The following is a 16,617-nucleotide window of genomic DNA, read 5'->3' as shown; positions in this document are numbered from 1 at the left end:
TTCCTCTATGAGATTCATCTGGATAGTGACGTTGTTGGTCCTGCTCAGCCCCTGGGCCAGCGCCTGCGAAACCGACCGCGGCAGCGCCGCCAAAGTCATTTCTAGCCTTGAGCAGGCGCCGCTGAACATCAATGTCGCCGACGTCACCGCGCTGCAACGGCTGCGGGGAATCGGGGCCGTCAAGGCCCAGGCCATCGTCGAGCATCGCCAGACTCATGGCGCCTTTGCCTCGGTGGACGAGCTGCTCGAGGTCAAGGGTATCGGGAAGGCCCTGCTGCAACGCAATCGCACCTTGCTCACCGTCGACTGATTGTCGACAAACTTTAATCATCTCTCTGTGCCTATCTCCAAGCTATTGTTTTAGCTTGATTTTCAGGATCTGGCACAGGCATTGCTCTATCTCTGACACGAGTGGGTACGGCGTCAATTTCCCGTGCCAGAGGAGCAGAGCAAATGGTTCAAGGTGTCGAGTTCAATCGGTTGATGCTGGAAATGCGTTCCATGCAGACCGAGGCCATGGCCCGGCCGAAAGCCGTAGCAGCCCCTGCTGCTGGCGCCGAGCAGGTCCAAGGTCCGAGCTTCGCCGACATGCTCAGCAAGGCCGTGGGCTCCGTCAATGAAACCCAGCAGACTGCTGGCGAGATGGCCAAGGCCTTCGAGCTGGGGCAGGGTGGCGTCGACCTCACTCAAGTCATGATCGCTTCGCAGAAGGCCAGCATCTCCGTACAGGCCTTGACCCAGGTACGCAACAAGTTTGTCCAGGCGTACCAAGACATCATGCAAATGTCGATTTGAGGACGGGCTAGAAAATGGCTGACGCTCTTACCAACGCACCCGTCCCCACGACCAAGCCTGAGGCTGAAGACAAGCCGAAGAAGTCGCTGCTGGGCCTCAGCTTTCTCGACAACCTGTCAGATATGCCACTGCTGCGTCAGCTGGGTCTGCTGATTGGCCTGGCGGCCAGTGTCGCCCTGGGTTTCGCGGTGGTGCTCTGGACCCAGCAGCCCGACTATCGGCCGCTGTACACCAGCATGAATGGTTTGGACGCGAATCAGGTCCTGCAGGCCCTCGGCGCAGCCGATATCGGCTACAAGGTCGATCCCAATTCCGGCGCTCTGCTGGTCAAGTCCGACGATCTCGGTCGTGCGCGCATGAAGATGGCCGCCGCCGGCATTACCCCTACCGACGGCAACGTAGGCTTCGAACTGCTGGACAAGGAGCAGCCGTTGGGCACCAGCCAGTTCATGGAGGCGGCGAACTATCGTCGTAGCCTGGAGGGCGAACTGGCCCGCACCATCTCCAGCCTCAACAACATCAAGGGTGCCCGGGTGCACCTGGCTATTCCGAAGAGTTCGGTGTTCGTCCGTGACGAGCGCAAGCCGAGCGCCTCGGTGTTGGTCGAGATGTATGCTGGCCGTACCCTGGATGCCGGTCAGGTCATGGCAATCATCAATCTGGTCGCCACCAGCGTGCCTGAGCTGGACAAGTCCCAGGTCACCATCGTCGATCAGAAAGGCCAACTGCTGTCCGATCAGCAGAACCTGTCCGAGCTGTCGATCGCTGGCAAGCAGCTGGACTATACCCGCAAGATGGAAGGCTCCCTGACCCAGCGCGTGCAGAACATCATGCAGCCGGTGCTCGGCAACGGCCGCTTCAAGGCCGAGGTGGCCGCCGACGTGGACTTCAACGCCGTGGAGTCGACGTCGGAGCAGTTCAACCCGGATCAACCTGCGCTACGTAGCGAGCAGCAGAACAGCGAGCAACGTCAGACTTCCGGCGGCGGCGCCCAGGGTGTGCCCGGTGCACTGTCCAACCAGCCGCCCGGTCCGTCCTCGACCCCCGAAAAGGCCGGTGCCCAGGGTGGCGGCGCGAACTACATCGCTCCGGGCCAGCCGCTGCGCGACGCCAACGACCAGTACATCTATGACAGCAAGACCAGCCTGCCGGCGACCCTGCCGTACCCGACCGACAAGCGTGAGCAGAATACCCGCAACTACGAGCTGGACCGCAGCATCAGCTACACCCGTCAGCAACAGGGCCGCCTGCGTCGACTTTCCGTCGCGGTGGTACTGGATGACCAGGTCAAGGTCGATGCGGCCGGCAAGGTCACTCACCAGCCCTGGACCACCGAAGACCTGGCTCGCTTTACCCGCCTGGTGCAGGATGCCGTGGGCTTCGACGCCAGCCGTGGCGACAGCGTGAGCGTGATCAACGCGCCCTTCGCGCCGGTGCAGCAGGAAGAGATCGAAAGCATTCCCTTCTACCAGCAGCCCTGGTTCTGGGGTGTGGTCAAGCAGGCGCTCGGTGTGCTGTTCATCCTGGTGCTAGTCTTTGGGGTGCTGCGTCCGGTGCTGAAGAATCTGTCCGGCGGCAACGCCAAGGACGCCGCCGCTCTGGCCGCCGCCGGTGGCGCCGGTGCCCTGGGGGTCGGTGGTCTGGATGGCTTGGGGGATGATCTGGCCGACGACAAGGTGAGTCTGGCAGGTCCGGCGCCGCTGCTGCTGCCGAGCCCCAGCGAGGGCTATGATGCTCAGCTGACGGCCATCAAGCAGTTGGTCAACGATGATCCGGGCCGTGTCGCCCAGGTAGTGAAGGATTGGATCAATGGCGACGAATGACGCGCAACTTTCCAAGGTCGAGAAGGCCGCCATCTTCCTCCTGTCGCTGGGTGAGGCCGATGCTGCGCAGATCCTGCGTCACATGGGACCCAAGGAAGTACAGAAGGTCGGCACCGCCATGGCCCAGATGCGCAACGTCAACCGCGAGCAGGTCGAGCGGGTGCTGGGCGACTTCATCGAGGTGGTGGGTGACCAGACCAGCCTGGGCGTAGGCGCCGATGGCTACATCCGCAAGATGCTGACCCAGGCGCTGGGTGAGGACAAAGCCAGTGGCCTGATCGACCGTATCCTGCTGGGCGGCAACACCAGCGGTCTGGACAGCCTGAAGTGGATGGAGCCGCGGGCGGTGGCGGATGTCATCCGCTACGAGCACCCGCAGATCCAGGCGATCGTGGTGGCCTATCTGGATCCCGATCAGGCCGCCGAGGTGCTTGGGCACTTCGACCACAAGGTGCGCCTGGACATCGTCCTACGTGTCTCCTCGCTCAACACCGTACAACCGGCGGCGCTCAAGGAACTGAACCTGATCCTGGAGAAGCAGTTCTCCGGCAGCGCGAGTACCACCCGTACCGCCCTGGGTGGTGTGAAGCGCGCCGCTGACATCATGAACTACCTGGACAGCTCGGTCGAAGGCCCGCTGATGGAGGCGATCCGCGACGCGGATCAGGATCTGTCGGGGCAGATCGAAGACCTGATGTTCGTCTTCGACAACCTGGCCGATGTCGACGACCGCGGTATCCAGGCCTTGCTGCGCGAGGTGTCGTCCGACGTCTTGGTGCTGGCGCTCAAGGGCGCCGACGAGGGCATCAAGGAGAAGTTCTTCCGCAACATGTCCAAGCGCGCGGCCGAACTGCTGCGCGACGATCTGGAAGCCAAGGGGCCGGTGCGGCTGTCCGAGGTGGAGGGGGCGCAGAAAGAGGTGCTCAGCGTCGCCCGGCGCATGGCCGATGCCGGGGAGATCGTACTGGGTGGCAAGGGTGGCGAGGAAATGGTCTGACAGGTTGCAGGGGTTGGCCTGGGCTTTGCTAATGTCCTGTCAGTAGCGGTTTTCTGACGGACAGGTAATGAGCAAAGAATCGGCGAGCGAACTGATCAGGGCGCGGGACTTGGAAGTGTTCGATGTCTGGCGATTGCCGGCCTTCGACAGCTTCGACGAGCCCGAGGAGATCCCTGTGCCCGCAGCACCCGAGCCGGAGCCTCAGCCTGAGACCCTGATCGAGGAGGTGCCGGTCGAAGAGGTCCAGCCGATCACCCTCGAAGAACTCGAGGCGATTCGTCAGGAGGCCTACAACGAGGGCTTCGTGACCGGCGAGCGCGATGGTTATCACGCCGGTCAACTCAAGGCCCGCCAGGAGGCCGAAGCAGCCTTGACCGCGCGGCTGGCCAGCCTGGAAACCCTGATGACTCATCTGCTCGATCCGATCGGCGATCAGGACCAGGCGTTGGAAGCCGGTATGGTACAGCTGATCCGCCACATCACCCGCGAGGTCATCCAGCGCGAACTGCAGATGGATTCCAGTCAGTTGGGGCAAGTGGTGCGCACGGCACTGAAGCTGTTGCCCATGGGCGCCGAGAACATCCGCATCCAGGTCAGCCCCCAGGATTTCGAATTGATGAAGGCCCTGCGTGACCGGCATGAAGAGAGTTGGCGTATCCTCGAAGACGAGACGCTGATGCCTGGCGGGTGCCGGATCGAGACCGAGAGCAGTGTCATCGATGCCAGCATCGAGACTCGCCTGACCCAGGCACTGACGCAACTGGCCGAACAGCAACGCCACCAGGCGACCCAGCCTCAGGAAGCCGACCTGCACATCGACATCGAGGATGCCTCCCATGCGTCTTGAGCGCCTGAGTTTCGAACGCCGTCTTGGCGGTTACGATGAAGCCATCCGGGTCGAGCAGCAGCCTGTGATCGAAGGTCGCCTGCTGCGCATGGTCGGGTTGACGCTGGAGGCTGAAGGCCTGCGCGCGGCCGTTGGCAGCCGTTGCCGCCTGATCAATGGCGGCGGCTACCAGCCCGTGGAAGTCGAAGCCGAGGTGATGGGCTTCAATGGCAACAAGACCTTTCTCATGCCGGTGGGCAGCCTGGCCGGGATCGCTCCCGGCGCCCGGGTAGTGCCCGTGCCAGATACCGGCCGCCTGCCCATGGGCATGTCCATGCTCGGTCGCGTGCTGGATGGCCTGGGCAATGCCCTGGACGGCAAGGGCCGCATGCGCGCCGAAGACTGGGTGCCCATGGACGGCCCTACCATCAACCCGCTCAAGCGCGAACCCATCAGCGAACCCCTGGACGTGGGTATCCGCAGCATCAACGGTTTGTTGACGGTGGGGCGAGGCCAGCGTCTGGGCCTGTTCGCCGGCACCGGGGTGGGCAAGAGCGTGTTGCTCGGCATGATGACCCGGCTGACCAAGGCCGAGATCATCGTGGTCGGGCTGATCGGCGAGCGGGGCCGCGAGGTGAAGGAGTTCATCGAGCATATCCTTGGCGAGGAGGGCATCAAGCGAGCGGTGGTCGTGGCCTCGCCAGCGGACGATGCGCCCCTGCTGCGCCTGCGAGCGGCCATGTATTGCACCCGCATCGCCGAATACTTTCGCGACAAGGGCAAGAACGTCCTGCTGCTGATGGATTCCCTGACCCGTTATGCCCAGGCGCAACGGGAAATCGCCCTGGCCATCGGCGAGCCGCCCGCCACCAAGGGTTATCCGCCGTCGGTGTTCGCCAAGCTGCCGCGGCTGGTGGAGCGCGCCGGCAATGCAGAAAAGGGTGGGGGTTCGATCACGGCGTTTTATACTGTGCTATCGGAGGGCGACGATCAGCAGGATCCCATCGCCGACTCGGCGCGGGGGGTGCTGGATGGTCACTTCGTGCTGTCGCGGCGCCTGGCCGAGGAAGGCCACTATCCGGCGATCGACATCGAGGCGTCCATTAGCCGGGTGATGCCCCAGGTGGTCAGTCCGGAGCATCTGCGCAACGCTCAGCGCGTCAAGCAGCTCTGGTCGCTCTACCAGCAGGCCAAGGACCTGCTCAGCGTTGGCGCCTATGTGCCTGGCGGGAATGCCGAAACCGATCTGGCGATCGCCCGTTACGCCCCGATGCAGCAGTTCCTGCGCCAGGGGTTGCGCGAAAGCGAGTCGCTGGAGCAGAGCGCCGCCAATCTCCAGGCTGTCTTGGGAGGCTGATGGATCATGAAAGGCAGAGCCGAACGTCTGGGCCCCGTGGTGGAGATGAGTGAGCGCGACGAGCGCGACGCCGCCCAGCGCTTGGGGCAGTGCCAGCAGCAACTGGCCCAGGCCGAGTTCAAGCTGGGCGAATTGCAGCGCTATCGCGAGGACTACCAGCAGCGGCTGGTAGCCAACGGCAGTCAGGGCGTCACCGGGCAATGGCTGATCGGCTATCAGCGTTTTCTCAGTCAGCTGGAAGAGGCGATCGGCCAGCAGGAGCGTAATGCCCAGTGGCACCGCGACGTGGTCGCCAAGGCGCGCGTGCAGTGGCAGGAGCGCTATGCCCGGCTCGAAGGCCTGCGCAAGCTGGTCGAGCGCTACAAGCAGGAGCAGCGCCTGGTCGAGGACAAGCGCGAGCAGAAGCAGATGGACGAATATGCGCAGCGGGCGCGTTCGACCTATCTATAGGTCCCGCAGACCTGCGGGGTGTTTGTTGCCTCGTCAGTACCAGTGCCCTTGTCAGTGAGAGTATCGATGTTTTCCACCCATCTTGATTCGGAAACGCTCGCCGCCCTGCGCGACTGCATGGAGGAGGAGTACGTCGACCTCATCGATACCTTTCTCGTGGACTGTGAAGAACGCATCGCGGAACTCAAGCGTAGCCTGATTGGTGGCGATGCCGAGCAGGTTCGCCAGCTGGCGCACAGCTTCAAGGGTAGCGCCGGCAACATGGGTGCCGCGCCTTTGGCGCAACTGTGCCGGGACGTGGAGGAGGGCGCCCGGCGCCGGGCCTCCACCGCCGAGCTGGCCATGGGCGTTTCCGCGATGGAGCGTGAGTTCGCCATCGTGCGCATCTTGTTCAAGGTCGAGCGGCAACGCTACACAACCTGAGTCTCGTCAAAGTGCTGGCGTTTGTGGCTGGCGCGCAACTTGCAAGTTTCTGGAAAACCCGTCGCTTGGAGCCTTCCATGGCCGTCGTGCCCGATTTTCTTCTCAACGCCGCAAGCTCTCCGGCCACGCCTGGCAGGACTGCGGTCAAAACCCCCTCTCCCCAGGATCGCTCTCCGACTCAGGAACGATTTGCCGACGTCTTTGCCCAGGAACAACCGCGGGAAGCGGTACGCAGCGAAAAGCCGCGGGACTCCAGCGATAGCAAGGCGTCCAGTCAGGCGCGCAGGAACGAACCCGCGCGCGCCCGGGATGGCGATGACCGGGTGAAACGCGCTGGCGATGACGACCGCACGGCGGACGCCAAGCCTCAGGCCGACACCACTGCCAAGAGCGGTGAGCAGTCGGCAGCCGCGACCGACGACAGCGGCAAAACCTTGCCGGTAGCCCAGGGTGAAGAAACCAAGGCGCCGGTCGACGCGGTACTGGATCCGCTGTTCATGTTCGGCATGACCGGTCAGCTCCCGCAACCGGTAGCCATGCCGGCGCCAACACCCCAGGTCCCGACCGGAACGGCGGCAGAGGCGGCTACCGCCGCTACCACTGCCACCACTCAGGCCTTGGATCCGGCGGCCTTGCTGGGCGGCGCCGTGGCCACCGCCATGCCGGCGACCGCTACGGGTGCAGGCACGGGTGCAGCGGCGACCCCGGCCAAAGCTGGCGAGCAGGTCTCGGACGATGGTCTGGCGCAAATGCTGGGCCAGGTGCCTCAGGCTCAGGCTGATGCCAGCAAGGCAGCCGCCACTGCCAACAACCTGGCGGCGACGCAGTTGCAGGGCATGATGCCGGACGCCAGCGCGGCGGTTCCGGCGGCCGATCAGGCGGCCAGTGCCGCCCTGGCCTCGACGCTGGATCAGGGGGGCGATCAGGACGCGGCGATGCCGACCAAGACCGACGCCTTCGCCGACAAGCTCACTGCCCTGTCGCAAGCCATGAGCACGCCGGCGCAAACCGCCCGTCCGGTTACCGCTACGGTGCCTGGCCAGCCGCTCAGCCCACAGGCCGGCAACTTCAGTGAGGCCGTGGTGGACAAGGTCATGTGGATGTCCAGCCAGAACCTCAAGACCGCCGACATCCAGATGGAACCGGCACAATTGGGCAAACTGGAAGTACGGATCGACATGACCCAGGACCAGACCCAGGTCACCTTCGCCAGTCCCCACGCCGATGTGCGCGAGGCACTGGAAAACGGCAGCCAGCGCCTGCGTGAGCTCTTCGCCCAGCAGGGCATGAACCTGGCCAATGTAAACGTCTCCGACCAGTCGTCGGGCCAGGCCTGGCAGCAGTCGCAGCAGGGCGCTCAGAACGAGGGATCACGCCGAGGTCGCGGTGGTGCCGCGAGCGGCGGCGAGGATGAAGCGGTGGCGAACGTCGCCGAAACCCGCGGCTCGGCGACGCTCGCGGCGCGCAGTCTGGTCGACTACTACGCGTGACAGGCCACCGGCTCCCAGGTGACAGCCTGGGCCGCACCTGCTATATCCCCTTCGTATCAATAGGTTAGCTGCGTCACTCGACAAGGGTGACGCGCAGCACAGGATTCGGTCGAGCACTTATGGCGAAGAAGCAGGCGCCCGCGGCAGAGGGTGCAGCCGCGGAAGGCAAGGGCAAAGGCAAGCTCAAGCTCATTATCATCATCGTCGTGGCCCTGCTGCTGGTCATCGGCGCCTCCGTGGGAGCGACCTGGTTCCTGCTGGGCAAGAAGAACGCCGAGCCCGAGCACGCTGCGCCCGCTACTCCGGCGGCACCGGTGCACCTGGCTGCGGTCTATCAGCCGTTGGTGCCGGCGTTCGTGGTCAACTACAACGCCGATGGTCGGCAGCGTTACATGCAGGTCACGGTGACCCTGATGGGGCGCGACCAGGCGCAGATGGACGCGCTCAAGGCGCAGCTGCCGCAGGTGCGGAATCTGCTGGTCATGCAGTTTTCCGGGCAGGACTTCAATAGCCTGCTCACGCCGGTGGGCAAGGAAATGTTGCGTCAGCAGGCTACCAGCAAGGTTCAGGAGCTGGCGAAGAAACTGACCGGCCAGACCACCATCGAACAGGTACTGTTCACCAATCTCGTCCTGCAATAGGTAACACCATGGCCGTGCAAGATCTGCTCTCCCAGGATGAAATCGATGCCCTGCTGCACGGGGTCGACGATGGCATCGTCGAGACCGAGACCGATGCCGAGCCGGGCACCATCAAGGGCTACGACCTTACCAGTCAGGATCGTATCGTCCGCGGGCGGATGCCGACCCTTGAGATGATCAACGAGCGTTTCGCCCGCTATACCCGGGTCAGCATGTTCAACCTGTTACGGCGCTCGGCGGATGTATCCGTGGGCGGGGTGCAGGTCACCAAGTTCGGCGAATACATCCACTCGCTGTACGTGCCCACCAGCCTCAACATGGTCAAGATGAAGCCATTGCGCGGTACCGCGCTGTTCATCCTCGACGCCCGGCTGGTGTTCAAGCTGGTAGACAACTTCTTTGGCGGTGACGGCCGTCACGCCAAGATCGAAGGTCGCGAATTCACCCCCACCGAATTGCGGGTGGTGCGCATGGTGCTCGACCAGTGCTTCATCGACCTCAAGGAAGCCTGGGGCGCCATGCTCGACTGCCAGTTCGAGTACATGAATTCCGAGGTCAACCCGGCGCTGGCCAACATCGTCAGCCCCAGCGAAGTGGTGGTGGTGAGCACCTTCAACATCGAACTGGATGGCGGTGGCGGTGAGCTGCACGTGACCATGCCTTATTCGATGATCGAGCCGATTCGCGAGATGCTCGACGCCGGTTTCCAGTCGGACGTGGACGACCAGGACGAACGCTGGGTCAAGGCCCTGCGCGAGGATCTGCTCGATGTCCGGGTTCCCCTGGAAGCGACGGTTGTCCGGCGGCAACTCAAACTCCGCGATATCCTCAACATGCAGCCTGGCGACGTGATTCCGGTGGAGATGCCGGAAGAGATGCTCATGAGAGCCAACGGCATGCCCACCTTCAAGGTCAAGATGGGCGCGCGCAAGGGCAATTTGGCCCTACAGATTCTCGAACCGGTCAGCCGCGGCCGCTGAGCGGCAATGTTTTCCCGTCCGGGCCGCGGCCCGGCGTAGCACGAGACCTAGACGATGGAAGAGAACCCCGAAGAACAAGCCCTGGCGGACGAATGGGCCGCGGCCCTGGCCGAAGCCGGCGATGCCAGTCAGGACGATATCGATGCCCTGATGGCCCAGGGTACCCAGGTAGAACCGCCCAAGCCGCCCAAGGCACCGGTCGAAGAATTCGGACAAAGCAGTGGAGGTCTGGCGGTGAGCGGTATGGAAGGTCCCAACCTGGATGTGATCCTGGACATCCCCGTGACCATCTCCATGGAGGTCGGCCACACCGACATCTCCATCCGCAACCTGCTGCAACTCAACCAGGGCTCGGTCATCGAGCTCGACCGTCTGGCTGGCGAACCACTGGACGTGCTGGTGAATGGTACGCTGATCGCCCATGGTGAAGTGGTGGTGGTGAACGAGAAGTTCGGGATCCGCCTGACCGACGTCATCAGTCCCACGGAACGTATCAAGAAGCTGCGGTGATCCATGAAGAGTCTGCTCCTGCCGCTGGGTCTGCTTCCCCTGACCGCGCGTGCCGCCGAAGCCACCAGTCCCGGGCTGGACGTGGGGGCTCAGCTCGGCCAGTTGCTGCTGGGCCTGCTGCTGGTGATCGGCCTGATCCTCGGCCTGGCCTGGCTGGTGCGTCGCGTGCAGCAACAGGGCCCGCGCGGCCAGCAGGCGATCAAGGTGATCTCGACCCAGCACCTCGGACCGCGCGAGCGGCTGGTGCTGGTACAGGTCGGTCAGGAGCAGCTGCTGATCGGCGTCGCCGGAGGGCGCATCACGCCGTTGCACAGCCTGCGCGAACCGGTTCGCCTGGGCGAGACGGAGGCGCCGCCGCCAGAATTCGCCCAGCGCCTGCTGGAACTCATCAGCCGCGATCCCAAGGCGAAACCATGACCCCTTTGCGTCTACCGGCCGGCCTGGGGCGTACCCTGGGCTGGCTGCTGGGACTGGCCGTGCTGCTGTTCGCGCCCCTGGCGCTGGCACAGCAGGCCGGGCAGGCCAATCCGTTGTCGATACCCGCCATCACCTTGAGTACCAACGGTCAGGGGCAGCAGGAATATTCGGTCAGCCTGCAGATCCTGCTGATCATGACGGCGCTGAGCTTCATCCCGGCGTTCGTCATGCTGATGACCAGCTTTACCCGCATCGTCATCGTCTTCGCCATCCTGCGCCAGGCGCTGGGGCTACAGACCACGCCCTCCAACCAGGTGCTGGTGGGTATGGCGCTGTTTCTCTCGCTGTTCATCATGGCGCCGGTGTTCGACCGCATCAACACTACCGCCGTACAGCCCTACCTGAACGAACAACTCAGTGCCCAGGATGCCATCGCCCGCGCCCAGGTGCCGATGAAGGACTTCATGCTGGGTCAGACCCGGCAATCGGACCTGGACCTGTTCATGCGCCTGTCCAAGCGCACCGACATCGCCAGCCCCGATCAGGCACCGCTGTCGATCCTGGTGCCGGCCTTCGTCACCTCCGAACTCAAGACCGCCTTCCAGATAGGCTTCATGATCTTCATTCCCTTTCTGGTCATCGACCTGGTGATCGCCAGCGTACTGATGGCCATGGGCATGATGATGCTGTCACCCATGATCATCTCGCTGCCGTTCAAGCTGATGCTGTTCGTGCTGGTGGATGGCTGGGCGCTGATCATGGGCACCCTGGCGAGCAGTTTCGGTACCGTCTAGCGGTGCCCCTTTGCGTGGAGAAGCGAAATGACCCCTGAAGTCGCCGTCGACCTGTTCCGCCAGGGCCTCTGGCTTACCGCGCTGCTGGTGGCCGTGCTCGTGATACCCAGCCTCATCGTTGGCCTGATCGTGGCGGTGTTCCAGGCGGCGACCCAGATCAACGAACAGACCCTGAGCTTCCTGCCGCGCCTGATCGTCACCTTGTTGACGCTGATCGTGTTGGGGCCCTGGATGGTCAGGCAGTTGATGGAGTTCATCCAGACCTCGGTCGCCAATATTCCGCGGCTGATCGGCTAGCCCATGCTCGCGCTCAGCGACGCCCAGATCGGCGGCTGGGTCGGCAGCTTTTTGTTTCCGCTGTTTCGCATCGCCGCGCTGCTCATGACCATGCCGATCATCGGCACCACCCTGGTCCCGGTGCGGGTGCGGATGTACCTGGCCCTGGCGTTGAGCCTGGTGCTGGTACCCACCTTGCCCCCGATGCCACAGGTGGATGCCATCAGCGTCCAGGCCTTGCCGCTGATCGTCGAGCAGATCCTCATCGGCGCGGTGATGGGGTTCAGCCTGCAGCTGTTCTTCCATGTCTTCGTGGTGGCCGGGCAGATCATCTCGACCCAGGCGGGTCTGAGCTTCGCGTCCATGATCGATCCGGTCAACGGCGCCTCAGCACCGGTCATGGGGCAGTTCTTCACCATGCTGGTGACGCTGCTGTTCCTGGCCATGAACGGTCATCTGGTGGTGTTCGAGATCCTTGCCGAGAGCTTCGTCACCCTGCCGGTAGGGGATACCCTGAGCGTCGAGCATTTCTGGCAGATCGCGGGCCGGCTGGGCTGGGTACTGGGTGCCGGCATCCTGTTGGTCCTGCCAGCCATCACCGCGCTGCTGGTGGTCAACATCGCCTTCGGCATCATGACCCGCGCGGCGCCGCAGCTGAACATCTTTTCCGTCGGCATGCCGCTGATCGTGGTGCTGGGCATGGTGATCGTCTGGCTCGGCACCGCCGATATCCTGTCCCACTACGAAAGTCTCGCCAGCGAGGCGCTGCAATGGCTGCGCGAACTCGCCCGCGAACGCTAGGAGGTATGCCGCATGGCTGAATCCGATGGCGAAGACCGCACAGAAGACCCCACCGAGAAACGCAAGCGTGATTCTCGGGAGGAGGGGCAGCTCCCGCGGTCACGCGAACTCGGTACGGTGGCAGTCATGCTGTCGGGTGTTGGCGGCCTGCTGATGTACGGCGCCTTCCTCGGCGGCAAGCTGCTGGAGGTGATGCGCAGCAACTTCTCGTTGCGACGCGAAGAGGTCATGGACGAACGCTTCATGGGCACCTTCCTGCTGGCCTCGGGCAAGGCGGCGATGCTGGGGATGGTGCCGATGATTGCCTTGGTGGTGATCGCCGCCATCGTCGGCCATATCGCCCTGGGCGGCTTCCTGTTTTCCGGCAAGGTGCTGGCGCCCAAGCCGAGTCGGATGAATCCGCTGTCCGGCATCACACGTATGTTCTCCAAGAACTCCCTGGTGGAGCTGCTCAAAGCGCTGGGCAAGTTCTTCATCATCCTCGGCGTGTCGGTGCTGGTGCTGATGAGCGAGCGCACGGCGTTGCTGCAGATCGCCAAGCTGCCGCTGGAGCAGGCGCTGCTGCACAGCATGCAGGTGGTGGGGCATGCCACGCTGCTGCTGGCGCTGGGATTGTTGATCATCGCAGCCGTGGACGTGCCCTTCCAGATCTTCAGCAATCGCAAGAAACTGATGATGACCAAGCAGGAGATCAAGGACGAATACAAGGACAGCGAGGGCAAGCCGGAGGTCAAGGGCAAGATTCGCCAGATGCAGCGGCAGATGGCGCAGCAGCGGATGATGGCCGAGGTGCCCAATGCCGATGTGGTCATTACCAACCCGACCCACTTCGCCGTGGCCCTCAAGTACGATGCGGCCAAGGGCGGGGCGCCGGTGCTGGTGGCCAAGGGCAGCGATTTCACCGCGCTGAAGATTCGCGAGATCGCCCAGGAACACCAGGTCTCGCTGCTGGAGTCACCCGGCCTGGCGCGGGCGGTGTATTACTCAACCGATGTGGATCAGGAGATTCCGGCCGGGCTCTATGTGGCCGTGGCTCAGGTCCTGGCCTATGTCTATCAGCTCAGGCAGTTCCGCGCCGGACGTGGCCGCAAGCCCAAGCTGTCAGACCTGCCCATCCCGCCGGATCTGCGGCGGGACGAGGAGGGGAAGGCGCCTACTTGATGACGCCGCAGGCGACGCGGGCGCCGCCACCGCCAAGGGGCTTGGGCTGATCGGAGTAGTTGTCGCCTCCGGCATGTACCATCAGGGCATGGCCCTTGATCTCTTCGAGACGCTTGATGCGGGGCGCCAGCACCGGCAGGGTGGCCTGGCCGTCGGCGGTCACATAGAGCGCCGGCAGTTCGCCCAGGTGACCATCGTCCGACCAGGGCGCGCTGTGCTTGCCGGTGTTGCGCGGATCAAGATGACCACCCGCGGCGCCGCCAGCGGTCAGGGTGCCATTCACCTCGGCCGGGCCGCAGTTGGGCTTGGTATGGACGTGGAAACCATGGATCCCCGGCTCCAGGCCCTTGAGGTCGGGGGTGAAGACCAGGCCATATTTCGAGCGGGTCACCTGCACGCTGCCGACGCTTTCACCCACACCGTCGGTCGTGACCTTGTTCACGGGAATCGTCAGGGATTCAGCCGCCTGGGCAGTGCCGGCCAGGCAGGTGGCCAACAGCGTCGCGGTCCAGATTTTCATCATGATGCTCCTCGGATAGGCGCGCTAGCGCAGGTCCCTAGACAGACTCGCGTCTTTCACCTGGGGTTCAGCCCGCCGCTCCACCGATCCGTAACCAGTCCTGTATCGCCTCCGGAAAACCTTGCGGATTCAAGCTGTTGGGCAGTTGGCCCGGAGCTTGCTCAGGCCTCTGCGAACAGTGCGCTGCGTCAACTTTCCGTGACGACGGCACCGGCAAGCGAGGAATGGGTGTGAAAGTCGATAAATCCCTGATGATGGGCAACATGCGCGGTCTGGCTCGCGGCAACCTGGGCGTGCCGCTGGCCGTCCTGGCGATGCTCGCCATGATGACCCTGCCAATGCCGCCGTTCCTGCTGGACGTGCTGTTCACCTTCAACATCGCCCTGTCGATCGTGGTCCTGCTGGTCAGCGTCTACGCCTTGCGGCCGCTGGACTTCGCCGTCTTCCCGACCATCCTGCTGGTGTCGACCCTGTTGCGCCTGGCGCTGAACGTGGCCTCGAGCCGCGTGGTGCTGCTGCACGGCCAGGATGGCCACGACGCCGCGGGCAAGGTCATCCAGGCCTTCGGTGAGGTGGTGGTCGGCGGCAACTACGTGGTCGGTGCGGTGGTGTTCGCCATCCTCATGATCATCAACTTCGTGGTGGTGACCAAGGGTGCCGGCCGTATCTCCGAGGTGTCGGCGCGCTTCACCCTGGATGCCATGCCCGGCAAGCAGATGGCGATCGACGCCGACCTCAACGCCGGCATCATCGACCAGAACGAAGCCAAGAAGCGCCGGACCGAAGTGGGCCAGGAAGCCGATTTCTACGGCTCCATGGACGGTGCCAGCAAGTTCGTGCGCGGTGACGCCGTCGCCGGCTTGCTGATCCTCTTCATCAACCTCATCGGCGGCATGGCCATCGGCATGGCCCAGCACAGTCTGTCGTTCGGCGACGCTGCCCGCATCTACGCCCTGCTGACCATCGGTGACGGCCTGGTGGCCCAGGTCCCGTCGCTGCTGCTGTCGGTCGCCGCCGCCATCATGGTGACCCGCGTCTCTTCCGCCGAGGACATGGGTCAGCAAGTCAATCGTCAGATGTTTGCTTCGCCCAAGGCGCTGGCGGTATCGGCCTTCATCATCATCGCCATGGGCCTGGTGCCGGGCATGCCGCACCTGCCGTTCCTTGGTCTGGGCGGTGGTGCCGCCGCCGGTGCCTGGCTGATCTACAAGCGTCAGCGCCAGGCCAAGCAGACCGCCGAAGTCGAAGCCAAGAAGCAGCAGGACCTGGCTCCCGTGCAGCGCCCGGCCGAGGCCAAGGAGCTGGGTTGGGACGACGTGACCCCGGTGGACATGGTGGGTCTGGAAGTCGGCTACCGGCTGATCCCCATGGTCGATCGCAACCAGGGTGGTCAACTGCTGGCACGGATCAAGGGCGTGCGCAAGAAGCTGTCCCAGGACCTCGGCTTTCTTATGCCGTCAGTTCATATTCGCGACAACCTGGACCTGCTGCCCAATGCCTATCGTCTGACGTTGATGGGGGTGAGTGTGGCCGAGGCCGAGATCTATCCCGACCGCGAACTGGCGATCAACCCCGGTCAGGTCTATGGCTCCCTCAATGGCGTCGCCGCCAAGGATCCGGCATTCGGTCTGGAAGCGGTATGGATCGACGTCACTCAGCGTGACCAGGCCCAATCCCTGGGTTACACCGTGGTGGATGCCAGTACCGTAGTCGCCACCCACCTCAACCAGATCCTCTTCAAGCATGCCCACGAGCTGATTGGTCACGAAGAAGTCCAGCAGTTGCTGCAGGTGCTGGCCAAGAGTTCGCCCAAGCTGGCCGAAGAACTGGTGCCCGGCATCGTCTCCCTGTCGACCCTGCTCAAGATCCTCCAGCAGCTGCTGCAGGAGCAGGTACCGGTCCGCGACATCCGCACCATCGCCGAAGCCATCGCCAACGTCGGTCCGCGGAGTCAAGATCCCGCCGCCATCGCCGGTGCCGTACGGGTCGCGTTGTCCCGCGCAATCGTCCAGAACATCGTAGGAATGGAGCCTGAGCTGCCTGTTATCACCCTTGAGCCAAGGTTGGAACAGATGTTGCTAAGTAGTATGCAGAAGGCCGGTCAGGGCGCCGAGGACGGTATGTTCCTTGAGCCTGGCATGGCTGAAAAACTGCAGCGTTCCCTTATCGAGGCAGCGCAGCGTCAGGAAATGATGGGTAAGCCAGTGGTGCTGCTGGTAGCTGGTGCGATCCGCGGGATGATGTCCCGCTTCGCCCGGATGGCAGCGCCGAACATGAGTGTACTGGCCTACCAGGAAATTCCGGACAACAAGCAGGTCACCATCGTCGCTACCGTTGGCCAGAATGGCTGAGGTCT

The 16,617-nt window shown here is 63.6% G+C and carries 19 protein-coding genes; 18 read left to right on the top strand and 1 reads right to left on the bottom strand.

The window, feature by feature from the left end; translation table 11 throughout:
* Positions 1–7 precede the first annotated feature (7 nt).
* The 17 genes from ACWPW1_RS15280 (at position 8) to flhB (ending at position 13,741) form a co-directional block, all read left to right on the top strand.
* Positions 8–310: a ComEA family DNA-binding protein gene (locus tag ACWPW1_RS15280; protein WP_313648107.1), complete on the top strand. Its 303-nt coding sequence runs from the start codon at positions 8–10 to the stop codon at positions 308–310.
* Between the two features lie 143 nt (positions 311–453).
* A complete protein-coding gene (fliE, locus tag ACWPW1_RS15275; RefSeq protein ID WP_059315556.1) occupies positions 454–795 on the top strand; it encodes a flagellar hook-basal body complex protein FliE in 342 nt (113 codons plus the stop codon).
* A 14-nt stretch (positions 796–809) separates the two neighbouring features.
* Positions 810–2,618 (top strand): flagellar basal-body MS-ring/collar protein FliF, encoded by a 1,809-nt coding sequence (gene fliF / locus ACWPW1_RS15270; RefSeq protein WP_454253349.1) that lies wholly within the window; start codon positions 810–812, stop codon positions 2,616–2,618.
* Entirely contained in the window at positions 2,605–3,615 is a 1,011-nt protein-coding gene (gene fliG / locus ACWPW1_RS15265) for a flagellar motor switch protein FliG (RefSeq protein WP_059315554.1), read from the top strand. The genes fliF and fliG overlap by 14 nt, the downstream gene beginning before the upstream one ends.
* 67 nt (positions 3,616–3,682) lie before the next feature.
* Positions 3,683–4,462 carry a flagellar assembly protein FliH gene (gene fliH / locus ACWPW1_RS15260; protein ID WP_271655470.1) on the top strand — a complete coding sequence of 260 codons (780 nt, stop codon included), beginning with the start codon at positions 3,683–3,685 and terminating at the stop codon, positions 4,460–4,462.
* On the top strand, positions 4,452–5,798 hold the full coding sequence (fliI, locus tag ACWPW1_RS15255) for a flagellar protein export ATPase FliI (RefSeq protein WP_059315552.1): 1,347 nt from the start codon (positions 4,452–4,454) through the stop codon (positions 5,796–5,798). Before fliH ends, fliI begins: the two co-directional genes overlap by 11 nt.
* Positions 5,799–5,804: 6 nt before the next feature.
* Positions 5,805–6,248 (top strand): flagellar export protein FliJ, encoded by a 444-nt coding sequence (gene fliJ / locus ACWPW1_RS15250; protein ID WP_454253348.1) that lies wholly within the window; start codon positions 5,805–5,807, stop codon positions 6,246–6,248.
* Positions 6,249–6,314: 66 nt separating this feature from the next.
* Positions 6,315–6,671, top strand: a complete 357-nt coding sequence (locus tag ACWPW1_RS15245) for an Hpt domain-containing protein (RefSeq protein ID WP_059315550.1) — start codon at positions 6,315–6,317, stop codon at positions 6,669–6,671.
* 77 nt (positions 6,672–6,748) lie between these two features.
* Positions 6,749–8,161, top strand: a complete 1,413-nt coding sequence (locus ACWPW1_RS15240; RefSeq protein WP_454253347.1) for a flagellar hook-length control protein FliK — start codon at positions 6,749–6,751, stop codon at positions 8,159–8,161.
* A gap of 119 nt (positions 8,162–8,280) precedes the next feature.
* Positions 8,281–8,802, top strand: a complete 522-nt coding sequence (fliL, locus tag ACWPW1_RS15235; protein ID WP_059315548.1) for a flagellar basal body-associated protein FliL — start codon at positions 8,281–8,283, stop codon at positions 8,800–8,802.
* 8 nt (positions 8,803–8,810) lie between these two features.
* The gene (gene fliM / locus ACWPW1_RS15230; RefSeq protein ID WP_007160377.1) at positions 8,811–9,782 is read left to right on the top strand and encodes a flagellar motor switch protein FliM; all 972 of its coding nucleotides are present in this window, start codon (positions 8,811–8,813) and stop codon (positions 9,780–9,782) included.
* Positions 9,783–9,836: 54 nt separating this feature from the next.
* Positions 9,837–10,292 (top strand): flagellar motor switch protein FliN, encoded by a 456-nt coding sequence (gene fliN / locus ACWPW1_RS15225; RefSeq protein WP_059315547.1) that lies wholly within the window; start codon positions 9,837–9,839, stop codon positions 10,290–10,292.
* Positions 10,293–10,295: 3 nt separating this feature from the next.
* Entirely contained in the window at positions 10,296–10,709 is a 414-nt protein-coding gene (fliO, locus tag ACWPW1_RS15220; protein WP_313648102.1) for a flagellar biosynthetic protein FliO, read from the top strand.
* The gene (gene fliP / locus ACWPW1_RS15215) at positions 10,706–11,503 is read left to right on the top strand and encodes a flagellar type III secretion system pore protein FliP (protein ID WP_454253346.1); all 798 of its coding nucleotides are present in this window, start codon (positions 10,706–10,708) and stop codon (positions 11,501–11,503) included. The genes fliO and fliP overlap by 4 nt, the downstream gene beginning before the upstream one ends.
* A 27-nt stretch (positions 11,504–11,530) precedes the next feature.
* The gene (fliQ, locus tag ACWPW1_RS15210) at positions 11,531–11,800 is read left to right on the top strand and encodes a flagellar biosynthesis protein FliQ (protein WP_454253345.1); all 270 of its coding nucleotides are present in this window, start codon (positions 11,531–11,533) and stop codon (positions 11,798–11,800) included.
* A 3-nt stretch (positions 11,801–11,803) separates the two neighbouring features.
* Positions 11,804–12,580 carry a flagellar biosynthetic protein FliR gene (fliR, locus tag ACWPW1_RS15205; protein ID WP_059315545.1) on the top strand — a complete coding sequence of 259 codons (777 nt, stop codon included), beginning with the start codon at positions 11,804–11,806 and terminating at the stop codon, positions 12,578–12,580.
* Positions 12,581–12,592: 12 nt separating this feature from the next.
* On the top strand, positions 12,593–13,741 hold the full coding sequence (flhB, locus tag ACWPW1_RS15200) for a flagellar biosynthesis protein FlhB (protein ID WP_313648101.1): 1,149 nt from the start codon (positions 12,593–12,595) through the stop codon (positions 13,739–13,741).
* On the opposite strand, the gene sodC is transcribed toward flhB, so the two are convergent.
* A complete protein-coding gene (gene sodC, locus ACWPW1_RS15195; RefSeq protein WP_454253344.1) occupies positions 13,734–14,261 on the bottom strand; it encodes a superoxide dismutase [Cu-Zn] SodC in 528 nt (175 codons plus the stop codon). The two genes, flhB and sodC, sit on opposite strands and share 8 nt — an antisense overlap.
* A gap of 251 nt (positions 14,262–14,512) precedes the next feature.
* Between sodC and flhA the strand changes: the two genes are divergently transcribed.
* On the top strand, positions 14,513–16,612 hold the full coding sequence (flhA, locus tag ACWPW1_RS15190) for a flagellar biosynthesis protein FlhA (RefSeq protein WP_237140617.1): 2,100 nt from the start codon (positions 14,513–14,515) through the stop codon (positions 16,610–16,612).
* The last annotated feature ends 5 nt before the right edge of the window (positions 16,613–16,617 follow it).

It is taken from the genome of Pseudomonas sp. Marseille-Q7302, assembly GCF_965111925.1.
Note: the sequence above shows the minus strand (reverse complement) of the source record. Positions and strands in the feature narration are given on the sequence as shown.

Coding starts and splice junctions, on each gene's coding strand:
- ACWPW1_RS15280 (WP_313648107.1), top strand. CDS start 8: ATGAGATTCATCTGGATAGTGACGTTGTTGGTCCTGCTCAGCCCCTGG.
- fliE (WP_059315556.1), top strand. CDS start 454: ATGGTTCAAGGTGTCGAGTTCAATCGGTTGATGCTGGAAATGCGTTCC.
- fliF (WP_454253349.1), top strand. CDS start 810: ATGGCTGACGCTCTTACCAACGCACCCGTCCCCACGACCAAGCCTGAG.
- fliG (WP_059315554.1), top strand. CDS start 2,605: ATGGCGACGAATGACGCGCAACTTTCCAAGGTCGAGAAGGCCGCCATC.
- fliH (WP_271655470.1), top strand. CDS start 3,683: ATGAGCAAAGAATCGGCGAGCGAACTGATCAGGGCGCGGGACTTGGAA.
- fliI (WP_059315552.1), top strand. CDS start 4,452: ATGCGTCTTGAGCGCCTGAGTTTCGAACGCCGTCTTGGCGGTTACGAT.
- fliJ (WP_454253348.1), top strand. CDS start 5,805: ATGAAAGGCAGAGCCGAACGTCTGGGCCCCGTGGTGGAGATGAGTGAG.
- ACWPW1_RS15245 (WP_059315550.1), top strand. CDS start 6,315: ATGTTTTCCACCCATCTTGATTCGGAAACGCTCGCCGCCCTGCGCGAC.
- ACWPW1_RS15240 (WP_454253347.1), top strand. CDS start 6,749: ATGGCCGTCGTGCCCGATTTTCTTCTCAACGCCGCAAGCTCTCCGGCC.
- fliL (WP_059315548.1), top strand. CDS start 8,281: ATGGCGAAGAAGCAGGCGCCCGCGGCAGAGGGTGCAGCCGCGGAAGGC.
- fliM (WP_007160377.1), top strand. CDS start 8,811: ATGGCCGTGCAAGATCTGCTCTCCCAGGATGAAATCGATGCCCTGCTG.
- fliN (WP_059315547.1), top strand. CDS start 9,837: ATGGAAGAGAACCCCGAAGAACAAGCCCTGGCGGACGAATGGGCCGCG.
- fliO (WP_313648102.1), top strand. CDS start 10,296: ATGAAGAGTCTGCTCCTGCCGCTGGGTCTGCTTCCCCTGACCGCGCGT.
- fliP (WP_454253346.1), top strand. CDS start 10,706: ATGACCCCTTTGCGTCTACCGGCCGGCCTGGGGCGTACCCTGGGCTGG.
- fliQ (WP_454253345.1), top strand. CDS start 11,531: ATGACCCCTGAAGTCGCCGTCGACCTGTTCCGCCAGGGCCTCTGGCTT.
- fliR (WP_059315545.1), top strand. CDS start 11,804: ATGCTCGCGCTCAGCGACGCCCAGATCGGCGGCTGGGTCGGCAGCTTT.
- flhB (WP_313648101.1), top strand. CDS start 12,593: ATGGCTGAATCCGATGGCGAAGACCGCACAGAAGACCCCACCGAGAAA.
- sodC (WP_454253344.1), bottom strand. CDS start 14,261: ATGAAAATCTGGACCGCGACGCTGTTGGCCACCTGCCTGGCCGGCACT.
- flhA (WP_237140617.1), top strand. CDS start 14,513: ATGATGGGCAACATGCGCGGTCTGGCTCGCGGCAACCTGGGCGTGCCG.